We start from the raw sequence: 24,788 nt of genomic DNA on the forward strand, positions 1-24,788 counted from the left end.
GCCCGGACCGCCTGTCAATGCCCCTTGGCGTGAGTCTTGGGGCGGTCGGGCGCGGGGGCATCGTCGTAATCGGTGCGCAGGATACGGGCGGCATCGCCTTCGGGGTCGTCGTACTGGTCGCTTCGGACGGTCCAGAGGAAGGCCACGAGCCCCAGCGCACCAAGGCCGAGGGAAACGGGGATGAGGATTCCGAGGATCAGCATGAGACCTTACCTTGTGCGCAGCGCGTTGAGCGAAACCATGATCGACGAGGACGACATGGCAATCGCCGCCCCCAGCGGCGTGGCCAGTCCCATCAGCGCGATCGGCACCGCGATGGCGTTGTAGATTGCCGCGAGGGCGAAGTTTTCAAGGATGCGCCGCCGGGCCGCGCCGGCGATGCGCAGCGCGTCGTCGATCCGGTCGATCTGCGGCGCGACCAGCACCAGGTCGGCCGCAACGCGGGTGGCCTCCAGCGCCGAGGCGGGGGCGATGGCGACATGGGCCAGCGCCATTGCGGCGGTATCGTTCAGCCCGTCGCCCACCATCAGCACGCGGCGGCCAGCGGCCTTCATCGCGGCAATCGCCGCGACCTTGTCATCGGGGTGCACGCCCGCGCGCCAGTCGTCCAGCCCCAGTTGGCCGGCCAGTTGGCCCACCGCCTCGGGCGTGTCGCCCGACAGCAGCGTCACCGGCAGGCCACGCGCCTTCAGACCGGCGATCAGCGCGGCGGCACCGGGGCGCAGCGCGTCGGTGAATTGCAGCGGCAGCGCCGCGCCATCGCCCAGCCGCAGCACGGTGGCGCTGCCCTCGGCCCCGGCCCAGTCGGCCCGGCCCAGCCGCACCAGCTGGCCGTTCCAATTGCCCTGCACGCCGTGGCCCGGCACCTCGCGGATGTCGCTGACATTCACGGCCGGCAGCGTCCGGCCCTGTGCCGCCGCGGCCACCGCGCGCGAGCGGGGATGGTTCGAGGCTTGCGCCAGCGCCGCGCCAACCGCCAGCGCCTCGGGCGGCAGGGCGTCGGCATCCTGCAACAGCGGCGTGCCGCGCGTCAGCGTGCCGGTCTTGTCCAGCACGACCGCGTCGACCTCGGCCAGCCGCTCCAGCGCGGTCGCGTGCTTGACCAGCAGGCCGCGCTTGAAGAGGCGGCCCGAGGCGACGGTCGAGACGGCCGGCACGGCAAGGCCCAGCGCGCAGGGGCAGGTGATGATCAGCACCGCGACGGCCACGTTCAGCGCCACGCGCAGATCGCCCCCCGTCAGCCAGAACCACGCAATAAAGGCCGCCAGCGCCAGCAGGTGAACCGCGGGCGCATAGATGCGCGCCGCCCTGTCGGCCAGGCTGTTGTAGCGCGATTTCGCCTCTTCCGCGACCGACACGAGATCGGCCAGCCGGTGCAGCAACGTATCGGCCCCTACCGCCTGCGCGGTGATCCGCAACGCGCCGGTCAGGTTGACCTCGCCCGCACGCACCTGCAGCCCCGGCGCCACCGCGACCGGGTCGGTCTCGCCGGTCAGAAAGGCGCGGTCGATCTCGCTTTCGCCCTCGGCCACAACGCCATCGACCGGAATGCGCGCCCCCGGCTGCACCAGCAGCAGATCGCCCGCGCCGACCTGTTCCAGCCGCACGGTCAGCGGCCCGTCGGGGCCGATCTTGAGGGCCGTGGGCGCCTCGAGCGCCGCCAGTTCCGTCGCCGCCGAACGGGCAACGGTGCGCATCCGCTGGTCCAGCACCCGGCCCGCCAGCAGGAAGAACGTCAGCGACAGCGCCGCGTCGAAATAGGCGTGCTGCCCGTGATGGGCGGTCTCCCAGACCGACATCGCGCTGGCCAGCAGGATGGCAAGCGAGATCGGCACATCCATGTTCAGCCGCGCGACCCGCAACTGCCGCCATGCGCTGACGAAGAAGGGTTGTGCCGCGAAGGCGATGGTCGGCAGCGCGATGGCCGCGGAAATCCAGTGGAACATGTCGCGCGTGGCATTGGCCGCCCCGGCCCAGACGGCGACCGACAGCAGCATCACGTTCATCATCGCGAAGCCCGCGACGCCCAGCCGCATCGTCAGGTCGCGCGCGGCGCGGTCGCTGGCACCGGCGCTGAGCGTGGCGGCGTCCAGCGGCTGCGCCTCGTAGCCCAGCCGCGAGACGGCAGCGACAAGCGCCTCGGCATCCATCCCGTTCCTCACCCGGACGCTGGCGCGCTTGCGGGTAAGGTTGACGCGGACATCGGAAACGTCGGGCAGCCCCAGCAGCCCCTGCTCGATGGTCGAAATGCAGGCGGCGCAATGGATCGTTGGCAGCGACAGCTGCACCTCCTCGCCCTCGGCGCTGCGCTGGCGCTCGGCCACCTGGCCCGCCAGCGGCGAGGCAAGGCAGGCCGGGCAGGCCGCGGCGCCGGGATGTTCGACCGCGCTCATCCTAGTCGACCAGCACCACCACGCGCTGGTGGAAGCGGGTGCCGTCGGCGGCGGTGGCCACCATGCGGAAGTTCCACTGCCCCGGCCCGCTGCGCACCTCGCCGCGATAGACCTTGCCGTCGAATGTGAAGACCGGCGTCTGGTCGTCCACCGCCTCGGTCGGGCGGCTGAAGATGCCGGTCAGGCTCTTCGCCTCGACCGGGTTGCCGTTGCGGTCGGTGATGGCGATGACAAGGTGCCCCTCGTGGACATCGGCCTTCACCGTCCAGCCCAGCGCCAGTTGCGCGGCGCGCTCCTGATCGAAGGTCTGGCTGGCGCTGTAGCTGTCTGCTGTCTCCAGACCGGGGAAGGTATGGACCGCCTCATAGGCCATCACGATATTGACCGCGATGATGACGATGAAGAAGGACGAGAAGATCGCGAAGAATTTCGGTCCGGTGATCGGTGCGCTGAACATGGCTTTCCTCTAGTGCGGTTGCCCGTTGAAGACGGTATCGACATAGGCCCGCTCGCCCGATTCCATGTCACGAACCCAGAAGCGGAATGGGGTTCGGTCCTGATGCGCGGCCACGCCCTGCGGTGCGGCGCTGACATAAACGCGGATCTGCTTGGTGGAGTCGGCGGGCACGGTCACGTTGCCGTCCGGCAGGCCCTCGATGCTCATACTCAGCACGCTGCCCGAGCTGAGCGCGAGGTTGAACACCCGCTCGGTCCCGTATTTGTTGCGCAGACGCACGTCATAGATGTCGCGGATCGTGCCGTCGGACTGGACGATGTAGGTCGGGTTGCGCACCGGCGCGACGGTCATGTCGATATCCGAGCGGATGAACAGCGCAAAGACCAGCCCCAGGCCGACCAGCGACCACAGCGTTGTATAAAGCAGGGTGCGCGGCCGCAGGATGTGGCGCCAGATATGCTGCGCCCGACCGCCGGCGCGCTCCACCGCTTCGTCCTTGAGGGTAAAGTAGTCGATCAAACCACGCGGCTTGCCGATCTTGGCCATGGTGTCGTCGCAGGCATCAATGCACAGGCCGCAAGTGATGCATTCCATCTGCTGGCCGTTGCGGATGTCGATGCCCATCGGGCAGACGTTGACGCAGGCCATGCAGTCGATGCAGTCGCCCTGCGCTGGATCAACCTGGCCCTTGCGCAGCTTGCCGCGCGGCTCGCCCCGCCATTCACGATAGCCGATGGTGATGGTGTCCTCGTCCATCATCGCGGCCTGAATGCGCGGCCATGGACAGGCATAGATGCAGACCTGTTCGCGTGCGACGCCGCCGAAGAAGAACGTCGTCGCGGTCAGGATGCCCATCGTGATGTAGGCAACCGGGTGCGCGGTGCCGGTCAGAAGCGCGTGCAACAGTGCTGGTGCGTCGGTGAAATAGAACACCCACGCCCCGCCGGTGGCCAGACCGATCAGCGCCCAGACCACCCACTTGGTCAGCCGCAGCCGCAGTTTGTGCAGGCTCCACTTGGCATTCCACAGGCGCAGCCGCGCGTTGCGGTCGCCTTCGATCCAGCGTTCGACAAGAATGAACAGATCGGTCCAGACGGTCTGCGGGCAGGCATAACCGCACCAGACCCGGCCCAGCGCCGAGGTAAACAGGAACAGGCCCAGTCCCGCCATGATCAGAAGACCGGCGACGAAATAGAACTCGTAGGGCCAGATCTCGATCCAGAAGAAGAAGAAACGCCGGCTGGCAAGGTCGATCAGCACGGCCTGATCGGGCATGCCGGGGCCACGGTCCCAGCGGATCCACGGCGTGATGTAGTAGATGCCCAGCGTGACCGCCATGATCAGCCACTTTGTGGTGCGGAACCATCCTTTGACTCGCCGCGGGAAAATGGGCTCGCGGGCGGCGTAGAGGGGGGGCGGTGTCTGGGCGTCGGACATCTGGGGTCTTTCACGGAAAAAGGATACAGGTTTTCTGGTGACGCAGCGGCGGGCCAGTTGCCTTGATGCAGATCAACATTTCGTGCCAGTCGACAGGCCCCGCGTCAAACGGTCGCCCCCGGCGGGCCTTTCGGCTGCCGGGGGCGGGTTCTTGGCCTTGCAATGGGCGGTGCTACTCGCCGCCGCCCAGTTGGTGGACATAGACGGCTGCGGCATTCACCTGCGCTTGGCTCAGGCGCAGACCCCATGCCGGCATCACGCCAAAGCGCGAATACGTGACCGTCTTGGTCAAGGTGGCCTCGTCCCCGCCGTAAAGCCAGATCTTGTCGGTCAGGTTCGGCGCGCCGACGTCGCGGTTGCCCTTGCCGTCGTCGCCATGACAGGCGGCGCAGTTATCCGCGAAGATCTGCTTGCCGGCATCGGCCAGCGTCGCGTCGAACTGCTGACCAGAGATCTGCAGGACGTAGTTGACGACCTGGTGGATCTCTTCGGGCTGCAGGATCTCGCCCCATGCCGGCATCTGGCTGTATCGCGCGTCGGGGTCCTGTTCGTTACGCACCCCGTGCTGCACGGTATAGGCGATGTCGGTGATCTTGCCGCCCCAGAGCCAGTCATTGTCCAGCAGGTTGGGAAAGCCGACGTTGCCCGCCGCGCCCGCGCCATGGCATTGCGAACAGTTGGCGCGGAAAACCGCCGCGCCCATGTTCACCGCGTAGCCGTAAAGCGTGGGATCGTCCTTGATCGTGGTCAGGTCGGCACTGGCCAGTTTGGTGGTCAGCGCCGCGTTGGCCTGATCGACGGCCGCGATATCCGCGGCCACCTGCGCCCGGGTCGAGAACCCCAGCAGGCCGGGGGTTGCGCCCTTGATCAGCGGCCATGCCGGGTAGGCGATGGAATAGCCGATACCCCAAACGATGGTGGCCAGCAGGATCCAGACCCACCAGCGTGGCAGCGGGTTGTTGTATTCTTGGATGCCGTCCCAGCTGTGGCCGGTCGTTTCGACCTCTTGCTTGTCGTTGCGTGGGCTTCTCATGTCCGGGCCTCCCGGTGCGGGGTCAGGGTCGATTGTTTGGCCGTCGTCTGGACGGTCGTGGCGGGGGCGGGCTGGTCCTCGTCAGGCGCGTTTTCGTGCCGGAACGGGGCCATGGCCGCGTCCTGCTGGGCTGCGCGGCCACCCGGCCGCCAGAGCCAGAGCACCGCGCCCACGAAGAAGGCGAAGAACCCCAGCATGCCCCAGCTCAGGGCGAAAGCCTGGAAGGTTTCGAAAGTCATTCGGTCCCTCCCTTACCGGCTTGCATCGGGCGTGAAGGTCGAGAAATCGACCAGCGTGCCCAGCATTTGCAGGTAGGCGATCAGCGCATCCATTTCCGAGATGCCCGGCTGCCCGTCAAAGTTGGCGACCTGAGCCTTGGGATAGCGCGCCAGCAGCCCCGTGGTGTCGGCGTTGGGATCGGCCTGCGCCATGAAATCGGCCTTGGCGCTGGCGATCATCTCGTCGGTATAGGGCACCCCCACCATGCGATCGGCATTCAGCCGGTCGACGATGTAGGTCGGCGAGATCAGGTTGTTCATCAGGAAGCCGTATTTCGGCATCACCGATTCGGGCACCACCGATTGCGGGTTGGTCAGGTGGGCAACGTGCCATTCATCCGAATAGCGCCCTCCCACCCGGGCCAGGTCCGGCCCGGTCCGCTTCGAGCCCCACTGGAACGGGTGGTCATACTCGCTCTCGGCGGCAAGGCTGTAGTGGCCATAGCGCTCGGATTCGTCCCGCATGGGCCGGATCATCTGGCTATGGCACAAGTAGCAGCCCTCGCGGATGTAGATGTCCCGCCCGGTCAGTTCCAGCGGTGAATAGGGACGCATCCCCTGCACCGTCTCGATGGTGTTCTGCAGGTAGAACAGCGGTGCAATCTCGACGATACCGCCGATCATGACCACCAACAGGCTCGCCGCCAGAAGGAGGGTCGCGTTCTTTTCGAGGATCGCGTGACGATCAATAAAAGCCATGGTCGTCTCTCCTTATTCGGCCGGGGTGGCGACAGTGGCAGCGTGGTGCTTGCCGAAAGCCGTCATCCAGAGGTTGTAGGCCATCAGCAGTGCGCCGGTCAGGTACATAGCCCCACCGAGACCCCGCACGATGTACATCGGGTGCTTGGCAGCCACCGTGTCGGCGAAGCTGTTGACGAGGAAGCCTTGCGCATCGACTTCGCGCCACATCAGGCCTTCCATGATCCCCGTGACCCACATCGAGGCCGCGTAGAGGATGATGCCGATGGTCGCGAGCCAGAAGTGCCAGTTGACCAGCGTGAGCGAGTAGAGCCGTTCACGGTTCCACAGCCGCGGCACCAGGAAGTAGAGCGCCGAGAAGGTGATCATCCCGTTCCAGCCCAGCGCGCCCGAGTGCACGTGGCCGATGGTCCAGTCGGTGTAGTGGCTCAGCGAGTTGACCGCGCGGATCGACATCATCGGGCCCTCGAAGGTCGACATGCCGTAGAAGCCAAGGCTGATCACCATCATCCGCATGATCGGGTCGGTCCGGATCTTGTCCCAGGCGCCCGACAGCGTCATCAGGCCGTTGATCATGCCACCCCACGAGGGCATCCACAGGATCACCGAGAACACCATGCCCAGCGTCGAGGCCCAGTCGGGCAGCGCGGTGTAGTGCAGGTGGTGCGGACCAGCCCAGATGTAGAGGAAGATCAGCGCCCAGAAGTGGATGATCGACAGCTTGTAGCTGTAGATCGGGCGTTCGGCCTGCTTTGGCACGAAGTAGTACATCATGCCGAGGAAGCCCGCGGTCAGGAAGAAGCCCACTGCGTTGTGGCCATACCACCACTGCACCATCGCATCCTGCACGCCCGAGAAAACCTGCACCGATTTCGACCCGAAGATCGACACCGGAAGGCTGAGGTTATTGACGATGTGCAACATCGCGATGGTCACGATGAAGGACAGGTAGAACCAGTTCGCCACGTAGATGTGGGGTTCCTTGCGCTTGATGATCGTGCCGAGGAACACCAACAGGTAGGCCACCCAGACGATGGTCAGCCACAGGTCGATGTACCATTCCGGCTCGGCATATTCCTTGCCCTGGGTCGCGCCCAGCAGGTAGCCCGTCGCAGCCAGCACGATGAAGAGGTTATAGCCCCAGAAAACGAACCACGCGAGGTTCCCGCCCCACAACCGCGCCGCGCTGGTGCGCTGCACGACGTAGAACGATGTCATGATCAGGGCGTTGCCGCCAAAGGCGAAAATCACGGCCGAGGTGTGCAGCGGCCGCAGCCGCCCGAAGTTTGCGAACGGTTCGGCCCAGGCAAAGTTCAGCGCCGGAAAGGCCAACTGGAAAGCGATGAACACGCCGACCAGAAACCCTGCAAGGCCCCAGAACGTCGTGGCGATCGCGCCGGCGCGGATGACGCCGTCCATGTATCCGGTCGGCGTGGCCGGCCTTGGTTCGTCCGCGCGGCGCACGGTCCAGATGAAAAGCCCAGCGGCGACCAGCATGATCAGCACCGCGTGGACCTGATAGGCTAAGTCGCGCGCGAAGTTCGCGGCGAGCGCGGCGAATAGGGCAATCAGCCCCAATGCCACGATCTTGATCCAGTCCCACATGAATTGAATTCCCTCGTGTTGGCCGCCTCTTTCCAGGGCGGTCCTTTGGCGATGGGGTCCTTCTCGGGGAGGGCGGGGCCAGCCGCCTTGATCCATGTCAAGTTTCCGTGAGACCACCGTCGGTTGTGACAGACCTGCGCTTGATCCATGTCAAGTTGGTGAGCCCGGGGATTTGATACGGATCAAGGCGATACGGGCAGCTTGCGAGGATCGTGGGGGTCACAGTCAATCGCAGCACCAAGGAGCCAACGACATGGGCTACAAGACCATCACGGTGGTACTCACCGACGCCGCCGCCGATGCGGCTGCCCTGCACGCCGCCCGGGCCCTGGCGGACCAGAACGATGCCCATCTCGACGTCTTCTGCATCGGGATCGACCCGACCAGATTCGAGGCGATGCCGGCCGGATCGAGCGCGGTGTTGCTGGAAACTGGCCTTGAAGAGGCCAAGTCCAGCGCCGCGGCGCTGGCAAAATGGGCCCGCGGCCGTTTGCCGGACCAGATGGCGCGGCTCGCGATCGAGCCTGTCGCCGTGCCGCAAATGGGGCTGGAGACGCTGGTCGCCCGCCTCGCCCGCTATTCCGACCTCATCGTCGCCTCCAAACCCTATGGCAAGGGGCGGCCGCCGCTGCTTGTCACCGTGCTGGAGGCCGAACTGTTCGGCACCGGCGCTCCCGTCCTGATTGTGCCCGAGGCGCCGCCGGTGGGCGAAAAGCCGTTCCGCCGGGTCGTTGTTGCCTGGAACGAAAGCAGCGAATCATTCGCCGCGATTCGCTCGGCGTTGCCGGTCCTGCAAAAGGCCGAGCGCGTCGACCTGATCATGGTCGATCCGCCCGCACATTCGAACGAAAGGGCCGACCCGGGTGGAGCCGTCTCGATGATGCTGGCGCGTCACGGCGTGCGCACGGAGGTTTCAGTGCTTGCGCGGACGCTGCCGCGCGTCTCCGAAACGCTGCTGCGCTTCTCGCGCGAACACGATGCCGACCTGATGGTGATGGGCGGCTACGGCCATTCCCGATTCCGCGAATCGATGCTGGGCGGGGCCACGCGGGACATGCTTCAGATGGCAGACCTGCCACTGCTGATGGCGCACTGATGGGCTGGGCGGCGACAAATCACCGCGGCGGCCGAGTGGCCTCAGGCGATCATGCCGCCGTCGAGATCGTCGCCGGTCTCCATGATCAGGCGCCGGATGTCGGGCACGACGATTCGGCGCTTGCCGTCCAGCACGATGATCTTCTCGCCCTTCAGCGCCGATATCTGGCGGCTGACGGTTTCCAGCGTCAGGCCAAGGTAATTGGCCATCGCTTCGCGCGTCAGCGGCAGATCGATCACGATCGGCCCCTTCGACAGCGCCATACCCAGCGCCGCCTCGCGCCGTGCGATGATCGTCAGCAGGCTGGCGATTTTTTCGCGTGCGGTCTTGCGACCCAGCACCAGCATCCAGTCGCGCGCGGCGTCCAGCTCGTCCAACGTCATGTCCAGAAGTCGTTCAGAGACGTGCGGCGTGGTCCGCATCAACTGCTCGAACGGCTTGCGGCGGAAACAGCACAAGGTCACGTCGCTGACCGCCGTCACGTCATAGGGCGAAATCGACCGGCCGGGACGACCCAGGAAATCCGACGGCAGAAGCAGGCCCACCATCTGCGTCCGCCCGTCCTCCATCGTCTGGCTCAGCGTGGCGACACCGCGCACCACCGAGGCGACGAACGGCATTTCATCACCCGACCACGAAATGATCTGGCCGGATTCGTAATTGCGGTAATACTTGATCTGCTCGAGGACTTCGAACTCGTGCGGTTCGCAACGGGCACAGACGGCACTATGCCGTATCGGGCAATCAGAGCACTGCTGATCAGCAAGCGCTTCACTCATAATCACTATCTCCCGGTTCCCTCGGCTGGCTATGGTCCGGTGCTTGTCTTGCCCCCCATTAACTCCGGAACGGGAAGGTTTTGCAATGGCTTCAACTGAAAAGCTGAGGGCCCTCGGCCTGTTTGACGCACGCGCACCGCGCTATACCAGTTATCCGCCGGCAAACCATTTTTCCAATCGCGTGGGTCCGGCGGAAACCAGCGCATGGATCAGCGCGATCGAACCGGGCACGCGCGTATCGCTTTACCTTCATATTCCCTATTGCCGGCGCTTGTGCTGGTTCTGCGCTTGCCGCACCCAAGGCACCAGCACGGACCGGCCGCTGGTGCCCTATCTGGCATTGTTGCAGAAGGAACTCGACATGATCGGGGCACTTCTGCCGACAGATGTACAGATCAGCCAGCTCCATCTTGGCGGCGGCACCCCCACCCTGCTGCCGCCGCACATGCTGCGCGAGCTGGGTCAGCGGCTGAACACTTTCCGCCCGCTGGCCGAGGACATGCAGTTCTCGGTCGAGATCGACCCGACCGAGGTCGACCAGGCCCGCATCGACGCGTTGGCAGAAATCGGCATGACGCGGGCCAGCATCGGCGTTCAGGATTTCGATCCGCTGGTGCAGGACGCCATCGGCCGCGACCAGAGTTTTGACACCACGCGCGACGTGGTCGGCATGCTGCGTGCCGCCGGGATCGACAGTCTGAACATGGACATCCTTTACGGCCTGCCGCACCAGACCCGTGCCCGCATGGCCGACACGGTGCAGAAGGTGCTGTCGCTCTCGCCCGACCGGGTGGCGCTTTACGGCTACGCACACGTGCCGTGGATGGCCAAGCGGCAGATCATGATCCCGACCGAGGCGCTGCCCGATGCCGAGGCGCGGCTGGAGCTTTTCGACACCGCGCGCCGCCTCTTCATGTGGGACGGCTACGACGAGATCGGGATCGACCATTACGCGCGCCCCGACGACCAGTTGGGCCGTGCCGCAAAGGCCGGGACGCTCAAGCGCAATTTCCAAGGTTATACCGACGATGCCGCCCCGGTGCTGATCGGTATCGGCGCCTCGGCCATCTCGCGCTATCCGCAGGGTTTCGCGCAGAACATCTCGTCCTCGTCCCACTACGCCGCCGCGATCGAACGAGGCACGCTGGCGACAGAGCGCGGCCACGCGATGACCGATGACGACCGGTTGCGCGCGGCGATGATCGACGGGTTGATGTGCGACTTCGCCCTCGACCTGCCGGCTCTGGAACAACAGTTCGGCGTGACGCGGGCCGCGTTGATGGACATGACCGCACGGATGCGCGAACGTTTTGCCGATTTCATCACGCTGGACAACGGCGTGCTGCGGCTGACCGACAGTGCGCGCCTTATCGCGCGGCTGGCCGCGCAAGAGGTTGATGCCTACCTCGCCCCGGAAGGACGCCACAGCCGCGCGATGTAGCCTGGGCGCTTGATGCGCCGTGACGGCGCGGGTATCGGTCGGGCCAGAGGAGGCGCGCCGATGTCAAACCCGCTTTTCGACAGGCTCTTCGGGCCGCACGTCGCCAGTGAACGAACGTTCCTGATCCTGCCCGACGGCCGTCGCATCAGTTATGCGGCCTTCCTTGGCCGTGCTGCGGCGTTCGCCCATGCCCTGACCGGGCTGGGCCTTGTCCCCGGCGACAGGGTTGCGGTGCAGGTCGACAAAAGCGCAGACGCGCTGGCGCTGACGGCGGCCTGCGCGCAGGCTGGGCTGGTCTTTCTGCCACTCAACACCGCTTATACGCCCGCCGAGCTGGACTATTTCGTCGGCAATTCGGGCGCGGCCCTGCTGGTGGCCAGCCCCGCCAATGCCGCTGCGCTGGCCGAGGTCGCCGCCCGCCACGGCGCGCAGATCCAGACGCTGGGCACCGCGGGCGACGGCACGCTGGCCGACCTGGCCGAGGGGCAGCCCGCCACCTATCCCACCGTGCCGCGCGCCGAAACCGATCTGGCGGCGATCCTTTACACCTCGGGCACCACCGGCCGGTCCAAGGGCGCGATGCTGAGCCAGCGCAACCTGATCTCCAATGCCGACGCGCTGGCGCGGGAATGGCACTTTGGCCCCGAGGACGTGCTGCTGCACGCGCTGCCGATCTTTCACACCCACGGCCTATTCGTGGCCACCAACGTCACGCTGATCGCCGGCGGCGCGATGATCCTGCTGCCCAAGCTCGACATCGACGCGCTGATCGCCTGGATGCCGCAGGCGACCGCGCTGATGGGCGTGCCCACCTTCTACACCCGCCTGCTGGCCGATCCGCGGTTCGACCGGGCGCTGACGGCGCACATGCGCCTCTTCGTGTCGGGCTCGGCCCCGCTTCTGGCCGAAACGCACCGCGAATTCGAGGCGCGCACCGGCCACCGCATCCTTGAACGCTACGGCATGACCGAGACCAACATGAACACCTCCAACCCCTACACGGGCGAGCGGCGGCCGGGCACCGTGGGCCTGCCCCTGCCGGGGGTGGAACTGCGCATCTGCGACAGCCGTGGCACCCCCGTTCAGCCGGGCGAAATCGGCACGATCGAGGTGCGCGGGCCGAACGTCTTTCAGGGCTACTGGCAGATGCCGGAAAAGACCGCCGAGGAACTGCGCCCTGATGGATTCTTCATCACTGGCGATCTGGGCCAGCAGGATGCCGAGGGCTACGTCACCATCGTCGGGCGCGGCAAGGACCTGATCATCGCGGGTGGCTACAACATCTACCCCAAGGAGGTGGAAGAGGTGCTGGATGACCTGCCGGGCGTGCTGGAAAGCGCGGTGATCGGCGTGCCGCATCCCGACCTTGGCGAAGGCGTGGTGGCGGTGCTGGTGCCACGGCCTGGCGCCACATTGGATACCGCCGCCATTGCCGCGGCGCTGGACGGGCGGCTCGCGCGCTTCAAACATCCGCGCCGCTTCGTGGTGGTGGACGCGCTGCCGCGCAACACGATGGGCAAGGTGCAGAAGGCCGCCCTGCGCAAAGACCACGCCGACAGCTTCATCCAGACCGCACGGACATAGGCCAGCGCCCCCTTTCGCGCGAGCGCGCAACGCGCTATGTGCCGCCGGTCTGAAGCAAGGAGCCACATCATGGGCTACAAAGTCGTCGTCGCGGGCGCCACAGGTAACGTGGGCCGCGAAATGCTCAACATCCTCGCCGAGCGGGAGTTTCCCGTCGACGAGATCGCCGCACTGGCCAGCCGCAAGTCGCTGGGCACCGAGGTGAGCTTTGGCGACAAGACCCTCAAGACCAAGGATCTCGACACCTTCGACTTCACCGGCTGGGATATCGCGCTTTTCGCCATCGGGTCGGACGCGACGAAGATCTACGCGCCCAAGGCCGCCAAGGCCGGCTGCGTGGTGATCGACAACTCGTCGCTCTATCGCTACGACCCGGACGTGCCGCTCGTGGTGCCCGAGGTGAACGCCGACGCGGTCACCGGATATGCCAAGAAGAACATCATCGCCAACCCCAACTGCTCGACCGCGCAGATGGTGGTGGCGCTGAAACCGCTGCATGATCGCGCAACGATCAAGCGCGTGGTGGTCTCGACCTACCAGTCCGTTTCGGGCGCGGGCAAGGAAGGCATGGACGAGCTTTGGGACCAGACCAAGGCCGTCTACAATCCCACCGCCGACGTGCCGGCCAAGAAGTTCACCAAGCAGATCGCCTTCAACGTGATTCCCCATATCGACGTCTTCATGGAAGACGGTCAGACCAAGGAAGAATGGAAGATGGTCGCCGAGACCAAGAAGATCCTGAGCAAGGACATCAAGGTCACGGCCACCTGCGTGCGCGTGCCGGTCTTCGTCGGCCATTCCGAGGCCGTGAATATCGAGTTCGAGAGCCATCTCGACGAGGCCGAGGCGCGCGACATCCTGCGCGAGTCGCCCGGTATCATGGTGATCGACAAGCGCGAGAACGGCGGCTACGTCACGCCGATCGAATGCGTGGGCGACTATGCCACGTTCATCAGCCGCATCCGGCAGGACCCGACCATCGACAATGGCCTGAACATCTGGGTGGTCAGCGACAACCTGCGCAAGGGCGCCGCGCTGAACGCGGTCCAGATCGCCGAGGTTCTGGGCCAGCGTTGCCTGAAGAAGGGCTGACCCGACTTTACGCGCGGATGTGATCGCGGCGGCGGCCAAGGCCGCCGTCATGCGGTCATGTGCTGCGCAAGAGGCGCGGTATCACGGCAGAAGATGGGCGCTCAGCGGCGTTCATCCTCGCGCTCGGGCTCTTGCCCGGTTCGGACATGCCCCCCCTCGATCTCGGCGATCAGACCGAAAAGCAGGATCATCAACAGCACGGCAAGAAGTGTCAGATGGATCATCGTCGCACGCCTTCTGTGAGAGGTGTGCAGCGACGATATACCCGGTCGACACTCACCATGACGCACGTTGCGGTGAACCCGCGAGGTGGTGAAAAGCAGCGATCACTGCCCGATTTCAACCCTTGGTTGAGTGCCTTTTTATATTTATTTTCAGATATTTAAAAGATTCCTCTGCGCCAAAGGGAAAAACCCTTTCGCGAGGTGAAACTCTCGCGCCGCCATCTCCGTGGCTCCGGTCGTGTGGGGCACAAGAATACGACCGAAAGGATCAACGACATGACATCTGCCAACGCCATGCGCCATGCCATCCTCGCGCCCGCCTCCACTTCGTATCCGCGCCGCCCACGGCCGCCGCGCGTGCCCGTCACCCGCGCCGAGATCGCCGCACTTTTCGCCGTCGAACTTGGCTACTGCCGCAAGACCCTGCGCTGAACCTCACTTCATTTTCCAGAACGGAGAACCCCCATGATCCTCATCGTCAAAGCCCGCCATCGCCGCCGCTGCGCCATCGACTCGCTGACATCGCGCGAAACCAACCTCTTTTGTGACAGCTTCGGCGCGCCGCGCCGTCCACGCCCGCCCCGCGACGTCTGAGGGGGAGCAGCCTGCGCGGCGCTTGCTTTCGCGCCGCGCCCGGCGAAGACTGGCTCCGTCAACAAGTGATGGAGTTTGCAGATGTCCCGCCTCTTGCCCGTTGCCGCCCTCTCCGCGTTCATCCTCGCTCCGCAGGCCGTGCTGGCCGATACCGTTACCGCCGCCAGCCACGTCGCCCGTGTCACGCTCTATCCCGACGGCGCCAGCATCGAGCGTGAGGTTACCTTTGCTGCCGCCGCCGGCGCGCATGAGCTTGTCATAGCCGGCCTGCCCCTTGCGACCGATGCCGACACCCTGCGCGTGGCGGCCGCCGATGCGCGGATCGGCGCGGTCACCCTGCGGCAGGGCCGCCTGCCCCCGCGCGACACGGCCGACAGCGCCGAGATTGCGGCCGCCAAGGCCGAGGTCGACCGGTTGGAGGCCGCGCTGCGCAGCCGTGACGCCGCCATCGCCGAGGTCCGCCTGCGCACAGATGCCGCGGCCGAGCGTATCGCGTTCCTGCGAAAGCTGGGCGATGTCCGGCCCGATGGCGGCCTGACCACCGCGAACGTCGATGACCTGCGCGCAATGTCCCGGATGATCGGCGACGAGGTGTTGGCCGCCCGCACCGACGCCCTGAAGGCCGAAACCGAAGCAACCGAGGCGAGCCTTGCGCGCGACAAGGACGCCAAGGCACTCGACAAGGCCCGACAGGTGCTGGCCGCGCTGACAAGGCCCGCGCCGGAGACAGCGATCCTGACCGTCACGGTCGACACTGCCAGCGATGGCGAACACCGCCTGCAGATCACCACCTTCACCGGCGATGCCAGTTGGCAACCGGTTTACGACCTGCGCCTGACCCGCGGCGACAGCCCCACACTTGCCCTTCAGCGCGGCGCACTGGTCAGCCAATATACCGGCGAGGACTGGCAGGGCGTGGATCTTACACTTTCAACCGCGCGGCCTTCGGCACAGGCCGACCCTTCGGCCATTTATCCCCAGCTGCTGCGCTATGGCCCGCCGCTCCCACCGGCGCCGGCCCCCGCCGGCAGCGAGGCCTTCTCCGGCGCCCTCGCGAAAATGGATGACGCTCCGGTCATGGCCGAGCCGGCCCCGGTTATCGCGGTGGCAAATTTCGAAGGCGCCAACGTCACCTATCATTATGGCCCGGCCGTTGACATTGCCGACGGGGTCGAGGCGCTGCGGCTGAACCTCGACAGCCTCGCCTTTACCCCGGATTTGGTGGCCGAGGCGATTCCGCTGCAGGACAGCGCCGCCTACCTGATGGCCAGTTTCACCAACGACACCGCCGAGCCGATCCTGCCCGGCCGCGCCGTCCTGTTCCTCGACGGCGCGGTCACCGGCGCGACCGACCTGCCGCTGATCCCCGCGGGCGGCGAACTGCGCACCGGGTTCGGCGCCATCGACGGACTGCGCCTGACCCGCACCGTGCCCAGCCGCAGCGAGGGCGACCGTGGCCTGATCAGCAAGTCGAACCAGATCGACGAAAAGGCCCTGATCACGGTCGAAAACCTGACGCAGGAGACATGGCAGATGCATGTGATCGACAGGGTGCCCTATTCCGAACAGGACGATCTGAAGATTACTTACACCGCCACCCCGCCGGCGACCGACACCGATCTGGACGGTCAGCGCGGCCTGCTGGCTTGGGACTTCCCGCTGGCGGCCGGGGCCAGCCAGCAAATCAGGCTGGACCACAGCGTCAACTGGCCCGCGGGACAGGTGCTGCGCTAGGTCTTATATCGGAACGAAGTCGCCTGTGGCCGGGTCGTATTGCGACAGCCCGCCCTCGCCCACGTCGGTCCACAGGCCGTGCAGCGTCAGCCGTTCGTCGGCGATGGCCGCCTGCACGAAAGGAAAGGTCATGAGGTTTTCCAGCGAGATCAGCACCGCTTGCTTTTCCAGCGCGCGGCGCACCGCGGCCTCGTCGCCCAGATCCTTTACCTTCTCGTAGCCGGGCCGCAGGATATCCATCCAGCGACCGACAAAGCTGGATTTCTCTTCCAGCTCCGGCGCCCGGCCCGCGCACATGTCATGGCAGCCGTTCACACCGCCGCAGTTGGAATGGCCCAGCACGATGACATGGGCAACCTTCAGCGCCGCCACGGCGTATTCCACCGCCGCCGAGGTGCCGTGCGCCTGCCCGTCGGGTTCGTGCGGCGGGACAAGGTTGGCGATGTTGCGATGAATGAAGAATTCGCCCTGGTCGGCCCCGAAGATCGAGGTGACATGGACCCTGCTGTCGCAGCAGGAAATCACCATCGCCCGCGGGCGTTGGCCCTCTTCGGCAAGACGGCGATACCAAGCGCGGTTCTCGGCGTAGGTGGTGGCCTTCCAGCCCTGGTAGCGGCGGATCAGGTATTCCGGCAGCGGGCGGATTGCGCTCATGCCCCATGTCCTTCTTGCAAGCCTTCGCCTTCTAGGCTGCATTCGCATGAAATTCGAGCGATTTCTGCCGCCGTTCTCAACCTGTCAGGAACCATGCCCATGGCAGGGACGGCGCATGTCGTTCGATCCACTCGTGCCGCTCGGCACCCACAATGGCCCTGTTCAACCGCTGATGCCGCACCTTGCCGCCGAGCGGTCGGTGCCCGATCCCGAGGCGTTGCAGCAACTTGTCGCCACACGCGGCCTCGATGCCGCCGGTGACATGATCTGCCATGCGCTGGTCCAGCTTGCCTGCCGGCAGCAGGCGATCTTGGCAGCCCATCGCGCCTGCCAGTTCAACCGCATCTGCGCCGAGGCGCGGCGGATGGCAGCCATTGCCACGCAGGTTGGGATGGCCGATCTGGCCCGCGTCGCGGGTGATGCCATGGCCTGCGCCCAAAGAGACGATCCAGTGGCCCTCGGCGCCGTGCTGGCGCGGTTGGGCCGGCTTTGCTCCGGCGCACTGACCGGCACGTACCACGCGGCCGAAACCGGCGGCGGATGACCCGTGGCAGGCCTTGCCGTGGCGGGCCTTGCAGGTGCGGACCAAGGGGCTAGTCTGCGCCGCAACCCCAACTGCCGAAAGAGCCGCCATGTTGCCCCGTTTCGCCCCCGCCGATGCTACCGCGCTTCCCCTTCACGTCGTCACGCCCGACACGCTGGAGGCGGTGCTGAACGGCCTGTCCGCCCCGGCACGCGGCTGGGCGCAGGCTCAAGGCTTTGCCGCGGGGCCGGGCGCGGTGCTGGCCCTGCCTGACGCCACCGGCGCGATTGCAGGCGCAATGGTAGGCCTTGGCACGCCCGCGCAGCGCGCGCGCGGCCGGTTCGTCGTCGGCGGTGCCGCCTCGAAACTGCCCGCCGGCACATGGCGCATTGAAGGGATCGGTGGCGATGATCTGGCCGAAGCCGTGCTGGGCTGGCTGCTCGACAGCTACCGCTTCGACCGCTACCGCAAGCAGGACGCCGCCCGCGCCGAACTGGCCGCGCCCGAAGGTATCGACGCCAAGCAGATCCTGGCCCTGGCCGAAGGCGAATACCTGACGCGCGACCTCATCAACACGCCTGCCGGCGACATGGGCCCGGCCGAGCTGGAGACCGCCGCGCGCGAATTGGCCGAACGCCATGGTGCCGCGATACATGTGATCGTGGGCGACGACCTGCTGACGCAGAACTTTCCGCTCATCCACGCAGTCGGGCGCGCCTCGACCCGCGCCCCGCGACTGATCGACATCAGCTGGGGCAGCGAAGGGCCCAGCCTGACGCTGGTGGGCAAGGGTGTCTGCTTTGATACTGGAGGCCTCGACATCAAGCCGCCAGGATCGATGGGCCTGATGAAGAAGGACATGGGTGGTGCTGCCACGGTCTTGGGCCTTGCCCACGCGATCATGGCGACGGGACAGAAGCTGCGCCTGCGGGTGTTGATCCCGGCGGTGGAAAACAGCATCGACGGCAACGCCTTCCGCCCGCAGGACATCCTGACCAGCCGCAAAGGCCTGACCGTCGAGATCAACAATACAGATGCCGAGGGGCGGCTGGTGCTGGCCGACGCGCTGACGCTGGGCAGCGAGGGCAAGCCTGACCTGATGATCTCGATGGCGACGCTGACCGGCGCGGCAAGGGTGGCAGTCGGCCCCGACCTTGCCCCCTTCTACACCGATGACGATGCCCATGCCGCGGCGCTGTCGCGGTCTGCCACGCAGGTGCGCGACCCGGTCTGGCGGATGCCCTTCCATGCGCCCTACGACGCGCTGATCGAACCCGGCATCGCCGATCTGGACAACGCGCCGGGCGGCGGTATGGCGGGCTCGATCACCGCGGCGCTGTTCCTGCGCCGCTTTGCCGATGCGCCCTACATGCATTTCGACATCTACGGCTGGCAGCCCAGCGCCGCGCCGGGCCGGCCCAGGGGCGGCGTGGGCATGGGCGCGCGGGCGCTTTTCGCCGCCCTGCCGGAGATGCTTGGCGCGTGAAGATCGTGCCGGCCAGCGCGGCGGACATCGCCCCGGTCGCGGCCCTCTGGCACGACGGCTGGCACGAGGCGCATGCCGCCATCGTGCCGCCCGAACTGGTCGCGTTGCGCGTCCCAGCCGAGTTTCAGGACCGCACCGCCGCACATATCGGCCAGACCCATGTCGGGCTGATCGACGGCGAGCTGGTTGGTTTCGTGACCGTTGAAGATGACGAGATTTACCAGCTTTTCGTCGCGCCCGCGGCACGGGGCACCGGGGCCGCGCGGGCGCTGATCGTGCATGGCGAAGGGCTGATTGCCAAACACCATGACCGCGCTTGGCTGGCCTGCACCGTCGGCAATTCCCGTGCGGCGCATTTTTATCAGAAATCCGGCTGGACGCTTGCCGGGGAAGAGGACCTGCTGGTGGAGACCGGCGATGGCCCGTTCCCGGTGCGGGTCTGGCGCTATGAGAAGGCCCTCAAATGATGCGTGACCGCCGCCTGACCCCGGCCAATGGCCGCGTCGCCGCCCTGTCGCTGCAAGGCGAGGTTGAAGCCGACCATTTCGTGCCCGGCGAGGCGCGGCAGGTGGCTGTTCCGGTCGCCAACCTTTGCCGCCAGCCCGACGGCACGCGCGAACGGCAGTTGCTGCTGGGCGCGGATGTAACCGTCTATGAAGACCGCAACGGCTGGGCCTTCGTACAGGCCGGGCGAGATGGTTATGTCGGCTATGTCCTTTCGGCCATGCTGCGGCACCCGCTGGTCGCCACCCACCACGTCGCCACCTTCGGCACCCATGCCTACCGCGACCCCGACATCAAGTCGCCAGATGTCTGCGCGCTGCCCTTCGGCGCCCGGCTGGTTGTGCTGAACGAAGAACGGCGGTTTTGGGAGACGGAACAGGGCTTCGTGCCCAAGCCGCACCTCTGGCCGCTGGCCAAAACCTTTACCGACCCCGCCACCGTTGCGCAGATGCATTTCGGGGTGCCCTATCTCTGGGGCGGCAATTCCACCCGCGGGATCGACTGTTCGGGGCTGGTGCAGGCGGCGCTGATCGCCTGCGGGCAGGACTGCCCCGCCGACAGCGACCTGCAGCGCGCCGACCTTGGCAGCCACCTGCCCGACGATGCGGACTTGCAACGTGCAGACCTTGTTTTCTGGCAGGGCCATGTCGGGATGATGGTGGATGACGAGACGATGGTTCACGCCAACGCCCATCACATGGCCGTTGCCTATGAACCCGTCGCCGCAGCGATCCTCAGGATCGAGGCGCAGGGCGGCGGGCCGGTGCTGGCCCGCAAGCGGCCCTAGCGCGCCAGCCCAAGCGCGCCCTGCACCGCCGCACCCAGAACATCGTCGGTCCAATAGCCAGCACGCAGCCAGTCCGGCGCATGATCCAGCAGCGACAGGTCGTGTGGCACCCAGCCCAAGGACAGTGCCTGCGCGCTGCATCCCGGCAGGCTGTCATAGGCCGCAACGATCGCGTCGATCGCATGGCCGATCCGCGCCACCGCGCCGCGCGCATGGGGGGCGTGGTCGGGCGCGGCCAACTGGCTGGCCGCCAACACCAGCCGCGGCACCCGCAGCGCCCCGCAAGCGCGAACCAACCGCGTCGTGCCCTCCATCCCGGAAACATGGCTTTCGGCCGGGGCGGTCGGATCGGCGGACGTATGCAAGTGCAGGACCGCACCGGCCTTGGCCAGAACCGCCTGTAATCCCGTCGCGTTGAAATCGTCATGGGCAAGGTCAAGGCGCAGATCCGCCCCTTCGGCCTCGTCCACACCTATCATCTCGGGAAGCAGCGCCCTCAGACGGCGGCCGACTGGCCCTTCCGACCCGGTCACGATCACCGGACCAGCCGAGGCCATGGTCAGTCCACGGCCCGGATCAGCTTGCGCTCCAGCACCTGCAGGACCGTCCGCAGATCGTTGCCACGTTTGAGAACCTGTCCGTCCATCCCGATCACGGCATATTGCCCTTGCCGGTTGCGCAGCGTCGGCCGTTTCTCGATCCGGTAAAGCGGGTTTTCCGCCGTCCGCCGGAAGACCGAGAAGACGGCCACGTCGCGCAGGCAGGAAATGCCGTAGTCGCGCCATTCGCCGGCGGCGACCATGCGTCCGTAAAGCGCCAGAATGGGGCTAAGCTCGGTACGGTGAAACGCGACCTGTTCGGCGCCGGGCCGGGCGAAAGGCTGAAGGGGCTGAACCGTCATACAAACAGAGTTGCGCCGTTGCCCGGATAAATCAAGCACCCTGCCCCGCAATGACCGCGAAGGCTTCGCATTGCCGCCACAGTTGCAGGCGAAAAGCGCGGCATAGCAATACGCTAACCCGGCGCCGCGAACCAACAGCCCCCACCTGTCGCGGCGTCGGGGACTTCCCCCTTCAGCCGCAATGTAGCCTTACGATGCGCTCCCCGGCGTCGACATCAATGTTCAGACGTCCGGCAAAGTAGTCCATCGTCACCGCAGTGTCGGGCCGGATGATCCGCATCATCCGCGAGGCCGGCAGCGCGGAAAGCACGCCCGCGTCCTGTCCGATCAAATCAGCATGGGCGGCGGCATCACAGGTGTCATCTGCGCCTTGCGGCAAGGCGGGCGGACCATCCTCGGCGCTGACCTGCGCACAGGCGGCACCCAGCAGCAAAAGGGCAAGAACAAACCGTCTCATGCCATCAGTCTGCGCCTTGCTGCCCGGCCTCGGCAAGTGGTTGTCATCCGCCGAGATTGGCGGCACCCTCGCCCCCGAACATCTCAAGGGAGGAAAGCCGATGCGCACCCGTGCCGCCGTGGCCCTGCAGGCCGGCAAGCCGCTGGAAATCATGGACGTGAACCTCGAAGGCCCGAAGGCCGGCGAGGTGCTGGTCGAGATCAAGGCCACCGGCATCTGCCATACCGACGAATTCACCTTGTCGGGCGCCGACCCCGAGGGGCTGTTCCCGGCGATCCTCGGGCACGAGGGCGCGGGCGTGGTGCTGGAGGTGGGGCCGGGCGTCACATCTCTGCAACCGGGCGACCATGTCATCCCGCTTTACACGCCGGAATGCCGCGAGTGTGAATACTGCCTCAACCCCAAGACCAACCTCTGTCAGGCGATCCGCACCACCCAAGGCCAGGGCCTGATGCCCGACGGGACCAGCCGGTTCTCGATGCTCGATGGCACGCCGATCCTGCATTACATGGGCTGCTCGACCTTCTCCAACCACACCGTCCTGCCCGAGATCGCGCTGGCCAAGGTCCGCAAGGACGCCCCCTTCGACAAGATCTGCTACATCGGCTGCGGCGTCACGACCGGCATCGGCGCTGTGATCAACACCGCCAAGGTGGAAATCGGCAGCCGCGCCATCGTCTTCGGTCTGGGCGGCATCGGGCTGAACGTCATCCAGGGCCTGCGTCTGGCCGGGGCTGACCAGATTGTCGGCGTCGATCTCAACCCCGCGAAAGAGACGATGGCCCGCCGCTTCGGCATGACCGATTTCGTCAACCCGGCCGAGGTCGAGGGTGACCTGGTGGGCTATCTCGTCAGCCTGACAAAGGGCGGCGCGGACTACACGTTCGATGCCACCGGCAACGTCAAGGTGATGCGCACGGCGCTGGAATCGGCCCACAAGGGCTGGGGCGAATCGATCATCATCGGCGTGGCGCCGGCGGGCGCGGAAATTTCCACCCGGCCGTTCCAGCTGGTCACCGGGCGCAGCTGGCGCGGCACAGCCTTTGGCGGCGCGCGCGGGCGCACCGACGTGCCCCGCATCGTGGACTGGTACATGGACGGCAAGATCGAGATCGACCCGATGATCACCCACACGATGGGGCTGGACCAGATCAACGAAGGCTTCGACCTGATGCACGCGGGCAAGTCGATCCGGTCGGTGGTGCTGTATTGAGCGAAACCGACCTTGCCGCGCTGACCCGCAGCCTTGCGGGCCAGTTCGCCTTTTGCGGCATCGCGGTGCAGCGCCCGGGCGCGGCGGCCGAATTTCACCTGGCGACGGTGCCGAGGCTTGCCGCCACGCCTCGCACGATGTTCCGCGTCGCCTCGATCTCGAAGATCGTGACGGCACAGACAACGCTGAAGGCCGCCCGCGCGGCGGGGCTCGACGCGCCGGCGGATGCCCCGGCCGAAGACATCCTTGGCTGGCGGCTGCGCCATCCCCGTCACCCTGACCGAAAGATCACGCTGGGGATGCTGGCCGCCCACACCAGCGGGCTGACGGACTGGGGCGGTTACCTGCTCGACCCCGGCACGAAACTGTCGGACTGGATCGCGAAGACAGGCAAGTGGGACGCGGCGCCGGGCACGGCGTTTCATTACTGCAACCTCGGCTACATCCTGCTTGGTGCCTGCGCCGAGATGCTGGGGGCCGACCGCTTTGACCATCTCGCGCGGCGTCTTGTGCTTGATCCGCTGCATGTCGCGGGCGGGTTCAACTGGTCGGGCGTGCCGCTGCGCACCCGCGCCGACCGCTTGCCGACCTTCCGCCGCAAGGGCGACGATTTCTTAGCACAGGTCGACGAAAAAGTCGGCGACGGCGCGATCAGCAATGTCGATGGCGAAGATCCTACCGGCACGCCCTGGCGCATCGACGCCGATGTCGCGCAACTTTCGCCGCAGGGCGGGCTGCGCACGTCGATGGACGGGGCGGTGCGGCTGGCGTCGGGCCTTGCCCGGTTGGATACCGATCCCCTTTTCACCCCGGCGCATGGCATGATCGACGATCCCGAGGGCCGGTTTGACAGTTACGGCTGGGGCGTGCAGATGTACCGCCACCCGGATTTCTACCCGCGCCCTCTGGTCGGACATTTCGGCGGGGCCTACGGGTTTCTTGGCGGGGTCTGGTGGGATGCGGCGGCGCGTACCGGCTTTGCCTATGCCCTCAACGGCCTGCCCGATGGCGACGACAGCGACGGGATGCGCCCGCAGGAACGACAGATTTTTCGCGCGCTCGCCGCGCAGATCGGATGACAGATGGCCAATGAGCGCCCCCTCCTCGCGGTGTTGATCGACGCCGACAACACCTCGCCCAAACATGCCGGCGCGATCTTCGAGGAGATCGCCGGCCTTGGCGAAGCCTCGGTCCGGCGCTGCTACGGCGATTTCTCGTCCAACCAGATGGCGGGCTGGAACAAGGTGCAGGCCGAACACGGGCTGGTGCCGCTGCATTCGCCCGCCAATACCGTCGGCAAGAACTCGTCCGACATCAGCCTTGTGATCGACGCGATGGACCTGCTGCATACGGGCCGTTTCGCGGGCTTCGTGCTGGTCTCGTCCGACAGCGATTTTACGCGGCTGGCCAGCCGCATCCGCGAACAGGGCCTCGACGTCTACGGGATTGGACAGAAGAAGACGCCCGAGGCGTTCCGCAAGGCGTGCAAGCGGTTTATCTTCCTTGAAAACCTCGGCGGCGGTACCGAGAAATCCGAAGAGCCCAGCAGCACACCCAAACCCATCGCCTCGTCCAAGGCGCTGATCGAGGCGCGTGACATCATCCTTCGCGCAATGGACGCGATCGAGCAGGAGGACGAGTGGTACGCGCTGGGTCCGCTGGGCCAGTACATCACCGCCGCCAACCCCGATTTCGACACCCGCACCTACGGCAAGAAGAAGCTGAGCGACCTCGTGCAGGACCTCAAGGTCTTCGAGACCAAGCGCGGGGCGGGCAACCAGCTGCTGGTGCGGCGCATCGACTGACACGGAAGGCGC

Annotated in this window: 28 protein-coding genes; 14 read left to right on the forward strand and 14 right to left on the reverse strand. The window is 66.2% G+C overall.

Features of this window, described 5'->3' with window-relative positions:
- Window positions 1-14 precede the first annotated feature (14 nt).
- The 8 genes from ccoS to ccoN form a co-directional block, all read right to left on the reverse strand.
- On the reverse strand, window positions 15-203 hold the full coding sequence (gene ccoS, locus GC146_RS16450) for a cbb3-type cytochrome oxidase assembly protein CcoS (protein ID WP_291841129.1): 189 nt from the start codon (window positions 201-203) through the stop codon (window positions 15-17).
- A gap of 6 nt (window positions 204-209) precedes the next feature.
- The gene (locus GC146_RS16455; protein WP_291841130.1) at window positions 210-2,393 is read right to left on the reverse strand and encodes a heavy metal translocating P-type ATPase; all 2,184 of its coding nucleotides are present in this window, start codon (window positions 2,391-2,393) and stop codon (window positions 210-212) included.
- Window position 2,394: 1 nt separating this feature from the next.
- Window positions 2,395-2,850, reverse strand: coding sequence for a FixH family protein (locus tag GC146_RS16460; RefSeq protein ID WP_291841131.1), 456 nt, complete (start codon window positions 2,848-2,850; stop codon window positions 2,395-2,397).
- 9 nt (window positions 2,851-2,859) lie between these two features.
- Window positions 2,860-4,287, reverse strand: a complete 1,428-nt coding sequence (ccoG, locus tag GC146_RS16465; protein WP_291841133.1) for a cytochrome c oxidase accessory protein CcoG — start codon at window positions 4,285-4,287, stop codon at window positions 2,860-2,862.
- Between the two features lie 172 nt (window positions 4,288-4,459).
- Window positions 4,460-5,320 (reverse strand): cytochrome-c oxidase, cbb3-type subunit III, encoded by an 861-nt coding sequence (gene ccoP / locus GC146_RS16470; RefSeq protein ID WP_291841135.1) that lies wholly within the window; start codon window positions 5,318-5,320, stop codon window positions 4,460-4,462.
- Window positions 5,317-5,559, reverse strand: coding sequence for a cbb3-type cytochrome c oxidase subunit 3 (locus GC146_RS16475; protein WP_291841137.1), 243 nt, complete (start codon window positions 5,557-5,559; stop codon window positions 5,317-5,319). Before GC146_RS16475 ends, ccoP begins: the two co-directional genes overlap by 4 nt.
- Before the next feature lie 12 nt (window positions 5,560-5,571).
- Window positions 5,572-6,297, reverse strand: a complete 726-nt coding sequence (gene ccoO, locus GC146_RS16480) for a cytochrome-c oxidase, cbb3-type subunit II (RefSeq protein WP_291841139.1) — start codon at window positions 6,295-6,297, stop codon at window positions 5,572-5,574.
- A 12-nt stretch (window positions 6,298-6,309) separates the two neighbouring features.
- Window positions 6,310-7,902: a cytochrome-c oxidase, cbb3-type subunit I gene (ccoN, locus tag GC146_RS16485; RefSeq protein WP_291841141.1), complete on the reverse strand. Its 1,593-nt coding sequence runs from the start codon at window positions 7,900-7,902 to the stop codon at window positions 6,310-6,312.
- A 253-nt stretch (window positions 7,903-8,155) separates the two neighbouring features.
- Here ccoN and GC146_RS16490 point away from each other — a divergent pair, with 253 nt between their 5' ends.
- Complete coding sequence (locus GC146_RS16490) at window positions 8,156-8,998, forward strand: universal stress protein (protein WP_291841143.1); 843 nt, start codon at window positions 8,156-8,158, stop codon at window positions 8,996-8,998.
- A gap of 41 nt (window positions 8,999-9,039) precedes the next feature.
- Here the strand turns inward: GC146_RS16490 and fnrL are convergent, their stop codons facing one another.
- A complete protein-coding gene (gene fnrL, locus GC146_RS16495) occupies window positions 9,040-9,777 on the reverse strand; it encodes a transcriptional regulator FnrL (RefSeq protein ID WP_291841145.1) in 738 nt (245 codons plus the stop codon).
- An 85-nt stretch (window positions 9,778-9,862) separates the two neighbouring features.
- On the opposite strand from fnrL, the gene hemN reads away from it, so the two are divergent.
- The 3 genes from hemN (at window position 9,863) to GC146_RS16510 (ending at window position 13,894) form a co-directional block, all read left to right on the forward strand.
- A complete protein-coding gene (gene hemN / locus GC146_RS16500) occupies window positions 9,863-11,218 on the forward strand; it encodes an oxygen-independent coproporphyrinogen III oxidase (protein ID WP_291841147.1) in 1,356 nt (451 codons plus the stop codon).
- A gap of 60 nt (window positions 11,219-11,278) precedes the next feature.
- Window positions 11,279-12,802, forward strand: coding sequence for a malonyl-CoA synthase (locus GC146_RS16505; protein WP_291841149.1), 1,524 nt, complete (start codon window positions 11,279-11,281; stop codon window positions 12,800-12,802).
- A 69-nt stretch (window positions 12,803-12,871) separates the two neighbouring features.
- Window positions 12,872-13,894: an aspartate-semialdehyde dehydrogenase gene (locus GC146_RS16510; protein WP_291841151.1), complete on the forward strand. Its 1,023-nt coding sequence runs from the start codon at window positions 12,872-12,874 to the stop codon at window positions 13,892-13,894.
- A gap of 101 nt (window positions 13,895-13,995) precedes the next feature.
- Here GC146_RS16510 and GC146_RS16515 read toward each other — a convergent pair whose 3' ends face one another.
- Window positions 13,996-14,118, reverse strand: a complete 123-nt coding sequence (locus tag GC146_RS16515) for a hypothetical protein (protein ID WP_291841153.1) — start codon at window positions 14,116-14,118, stop codon at window positions 13,996-13,998.
- Between the two features lie 276 nt (window positions 14,119-14,394).
- Between GC146_RS16515 and GC146_RS16520 the strand changes: the two genes are divergently transcribed.
- The 3 genes from GC146_RS16520 (at window position 14,395) to GC146_RS16530 (ending at window position 16,446) form a co-directional block, all read left to right on the forward strand.
- Window positions 14,395-14,550 carry a hypothetical protein gene (locus GC146_RS16520; protein ID WP_291841155.1) on the forward strand — a complete coding sequence of 52 codons (156 nt, stop codon included), beginning with the start codon at window positions 14,395-14,397 and terminating at the stop codon, window positions 14,548-14,550.
- A 33-nt stretch (window positions 14,551-14,583) separates the two neighbouring features.
- Complete coding sequence (locus tag GC146_RS16525) at window positions 14,584-14,712, forward strand: hypothetical protein (protein WP_291841157.1); 129 nt, start codon at window positions 14,584-14,586, stop codon at window positions 14,710-14,712.
- 81 nt (window positions 14,713-14,793) lie between these two features.
- Window positions 14,794-16,446 carry a DUF4139 domain-containing protein gene (locus GC146_RS16530; protein WP_291841159.1) on the forward strand — a complete coding sequence of 551 codons (1,653 nt, stop codon included), beginning with the start codon at window positions 14,794-14,796 and terminating at the stop codon, window positions 16,444-16,446.
- Window positions 16,447-16,449: 3 nt separating this feature from the next.
- On the opposite strand, the gene GC146_RS16535 is transcribed toward GC146_RS16530, so the two are convergent.
- Window positions 16,450-17,100 carry a carbonic anhydrase gene (locus GC146_RS16535; protein ID WP_291841161.1) on the reverse strand — a complete coding sequence of 217 codons (651 nt, stop codon included), beginning with the start codon at window positions 17,098-17,100 and terminating at the stop codon, window positions 16,450-16,452.
- A gap of 115 nt (window positions 17,101-17,215) precedes the next feature.
- Between GC146_RS16535 and GC146_RS16540 the strand changes: the two genes are divergently transcribed.
- The 4 genes from GC146_RS16540 to GC146_RS16555 all read left to right on the forward strand — a co-directional run bounded on the left by GC146_RS16540 (window position 17,216) and on the right by GC146_RS16555 (window position 20,400).
- Window positions 17,216-17,644 carry a hypothetical protein gene (locus GC146_RS16540; protein ID WP_291841163.1) on the forward strand — a complete coding sequence of 143 codons (429 nt, stop codon included), beginning with the start codon at window positions 17,216-17,218 and terminating at the stop codon, window positions 17,642-17,644.
- Window positions 17,645-17,732: 88 nt separating this feature from the next.
- Window positions 17,733-19,109, forward strand: a complete 1,377-nt coding sequence (locus GC146_RS16545) for a leucyl aminopeptidase family protein (protein ID WP_291841164.1) — start codon at window positions 17,733-17,735, stop codon at window positions 19,107-19,109.
- Complete coding sequence (locus GC146_RS16550; RefSeq protein WP_291841165.1) at window positions 19,106-19,576, forward strand: GNAT family N-acetyltransferase; 471 nt, start codon at window positions 19,106-19,108, stop codon at window positions 19,574-19,576. The genes GC146_RS16545 and GC146_RS16550 overlap by 4 nt, the downstream gene beginning before the upstream one ends.
- Window positions 19,576-20,400 (forward strand): NlpC/P60 family protein, encoded by an 825-nt coding sequence (locus GC146_RS16555; RefSeq protein ID WP_291841166.1) that lies wholly within the window; start codon window positions 19,576-19,578, stop codon window positions 20,398-20,400. The genes GC146_RS16550 and GC146_RS16555 overlap by 1 nt, the downstream gene beginning before the upstream one ends.
- On the opposite strand, the gene GC146_RS16560 is transcribed toward GC146_RS16555, so the two are convergent.
- From GC146_RS16560 to GC146_RS16570, 3 genes are all read right to left on the reverse strand, one after another.
- Window positions 20,397-20,957 (reverse strand): NAD-dependent epimerase/dehydratase family protein, encoded by a 561-nt coding sequence (locus tag GC146_RS16560; protein ID WP_291841167.1) that lies wholly within the window; start codon window positions 20,955-20,957, stop codon window positions 20,397-20,399. The two genes, GC146_RS16555 and GC146_RS16560, sit on opposite strands and share 4 nt — an antisense overlap.
- A 2-nt stretch (window positions 20,958-20,959) precedes the next feature.
- Complete coding sequence (locus GC146_RS16565) at window positions 20,960-21,301, reverse strand: DUF2794 domain-containing protein (protein ID WP_291841169.1); 342 nt, start codon at window positions 21,299-21,301, stop codon at window positions 20,960-20,962.
- A 172-nt stretch (window positions 21,302-21,473) separates the two neighbouring features.
- A complete protein-coding gene (locus GC146_RS16570) occupies window positions 21,474-21,758 on the reverse strand; it encodes an I78 family peptidase inhibitor (protein WP_291841171.1) in 285 nt (94 codons plus the stop codon).
- Between the two features lie 100 nt (window positions 21,759-21,858).
- Here GC146_RS16570 and GC146_RS16575 point away from each other — a divergent pair, with 100 nt between their 5' ends.
- From GC146_RS16575 to GC146_RS16585, 3 genes are read left to right on the forward strand one after another with little or no spacing between them, the layout of a single operon-like run.
- Complete coding sequence (locus GC146_RS16575; protein ID WP_291841173.1) at window positions 21,859-22,971, forward strand: S-(hydroxymethyl)glutathione dehydrogenase/class III alcohol dehydrogenase; 1,113 nt, start codon at window positions 21,859-21,861, stop codon at window positions 22,969-22,971.
- Window positions 22,968-24,050, forward strand: coding sequence for a serine hydrolase (locus GC146_RS16580; RefSeq protein ID WP_291841175.1), 1,083 nt, complete (start codon window positions 22,968-22,970; stop codon window positions 24,048-24,050). The genes GC146_RS16575 and GC146_RS16580 overlap by 4 nt, the downstream gene beginning before the upstream one ends.
- Before the next feature lie 3 nt (window positions 24,051-24,053).
- Window positions 24,054-24,776 (forward strand): NYN domain-containing protein, encoded by a 723-nt coding sequence (locus tag GC146_RS16585; protein ID WP_291841177.1) that lies wholly within the window; start codon window positions 24,054-24,056, stop codon window positions 24,774-24,776.
- Window positions 24,777-24,788: the final 12 nt, after the last annotated feature.

The organism is Limimaricola sp. (assembly GCF_016125575.1).
In the GTDB taxonomy this organism is placed as follows: domain Bacteria; phylum Pseudomonadota; class Alphaproteobacteria; order Rhodobacterales; family Rhodobacteraceae; genus WGLM01.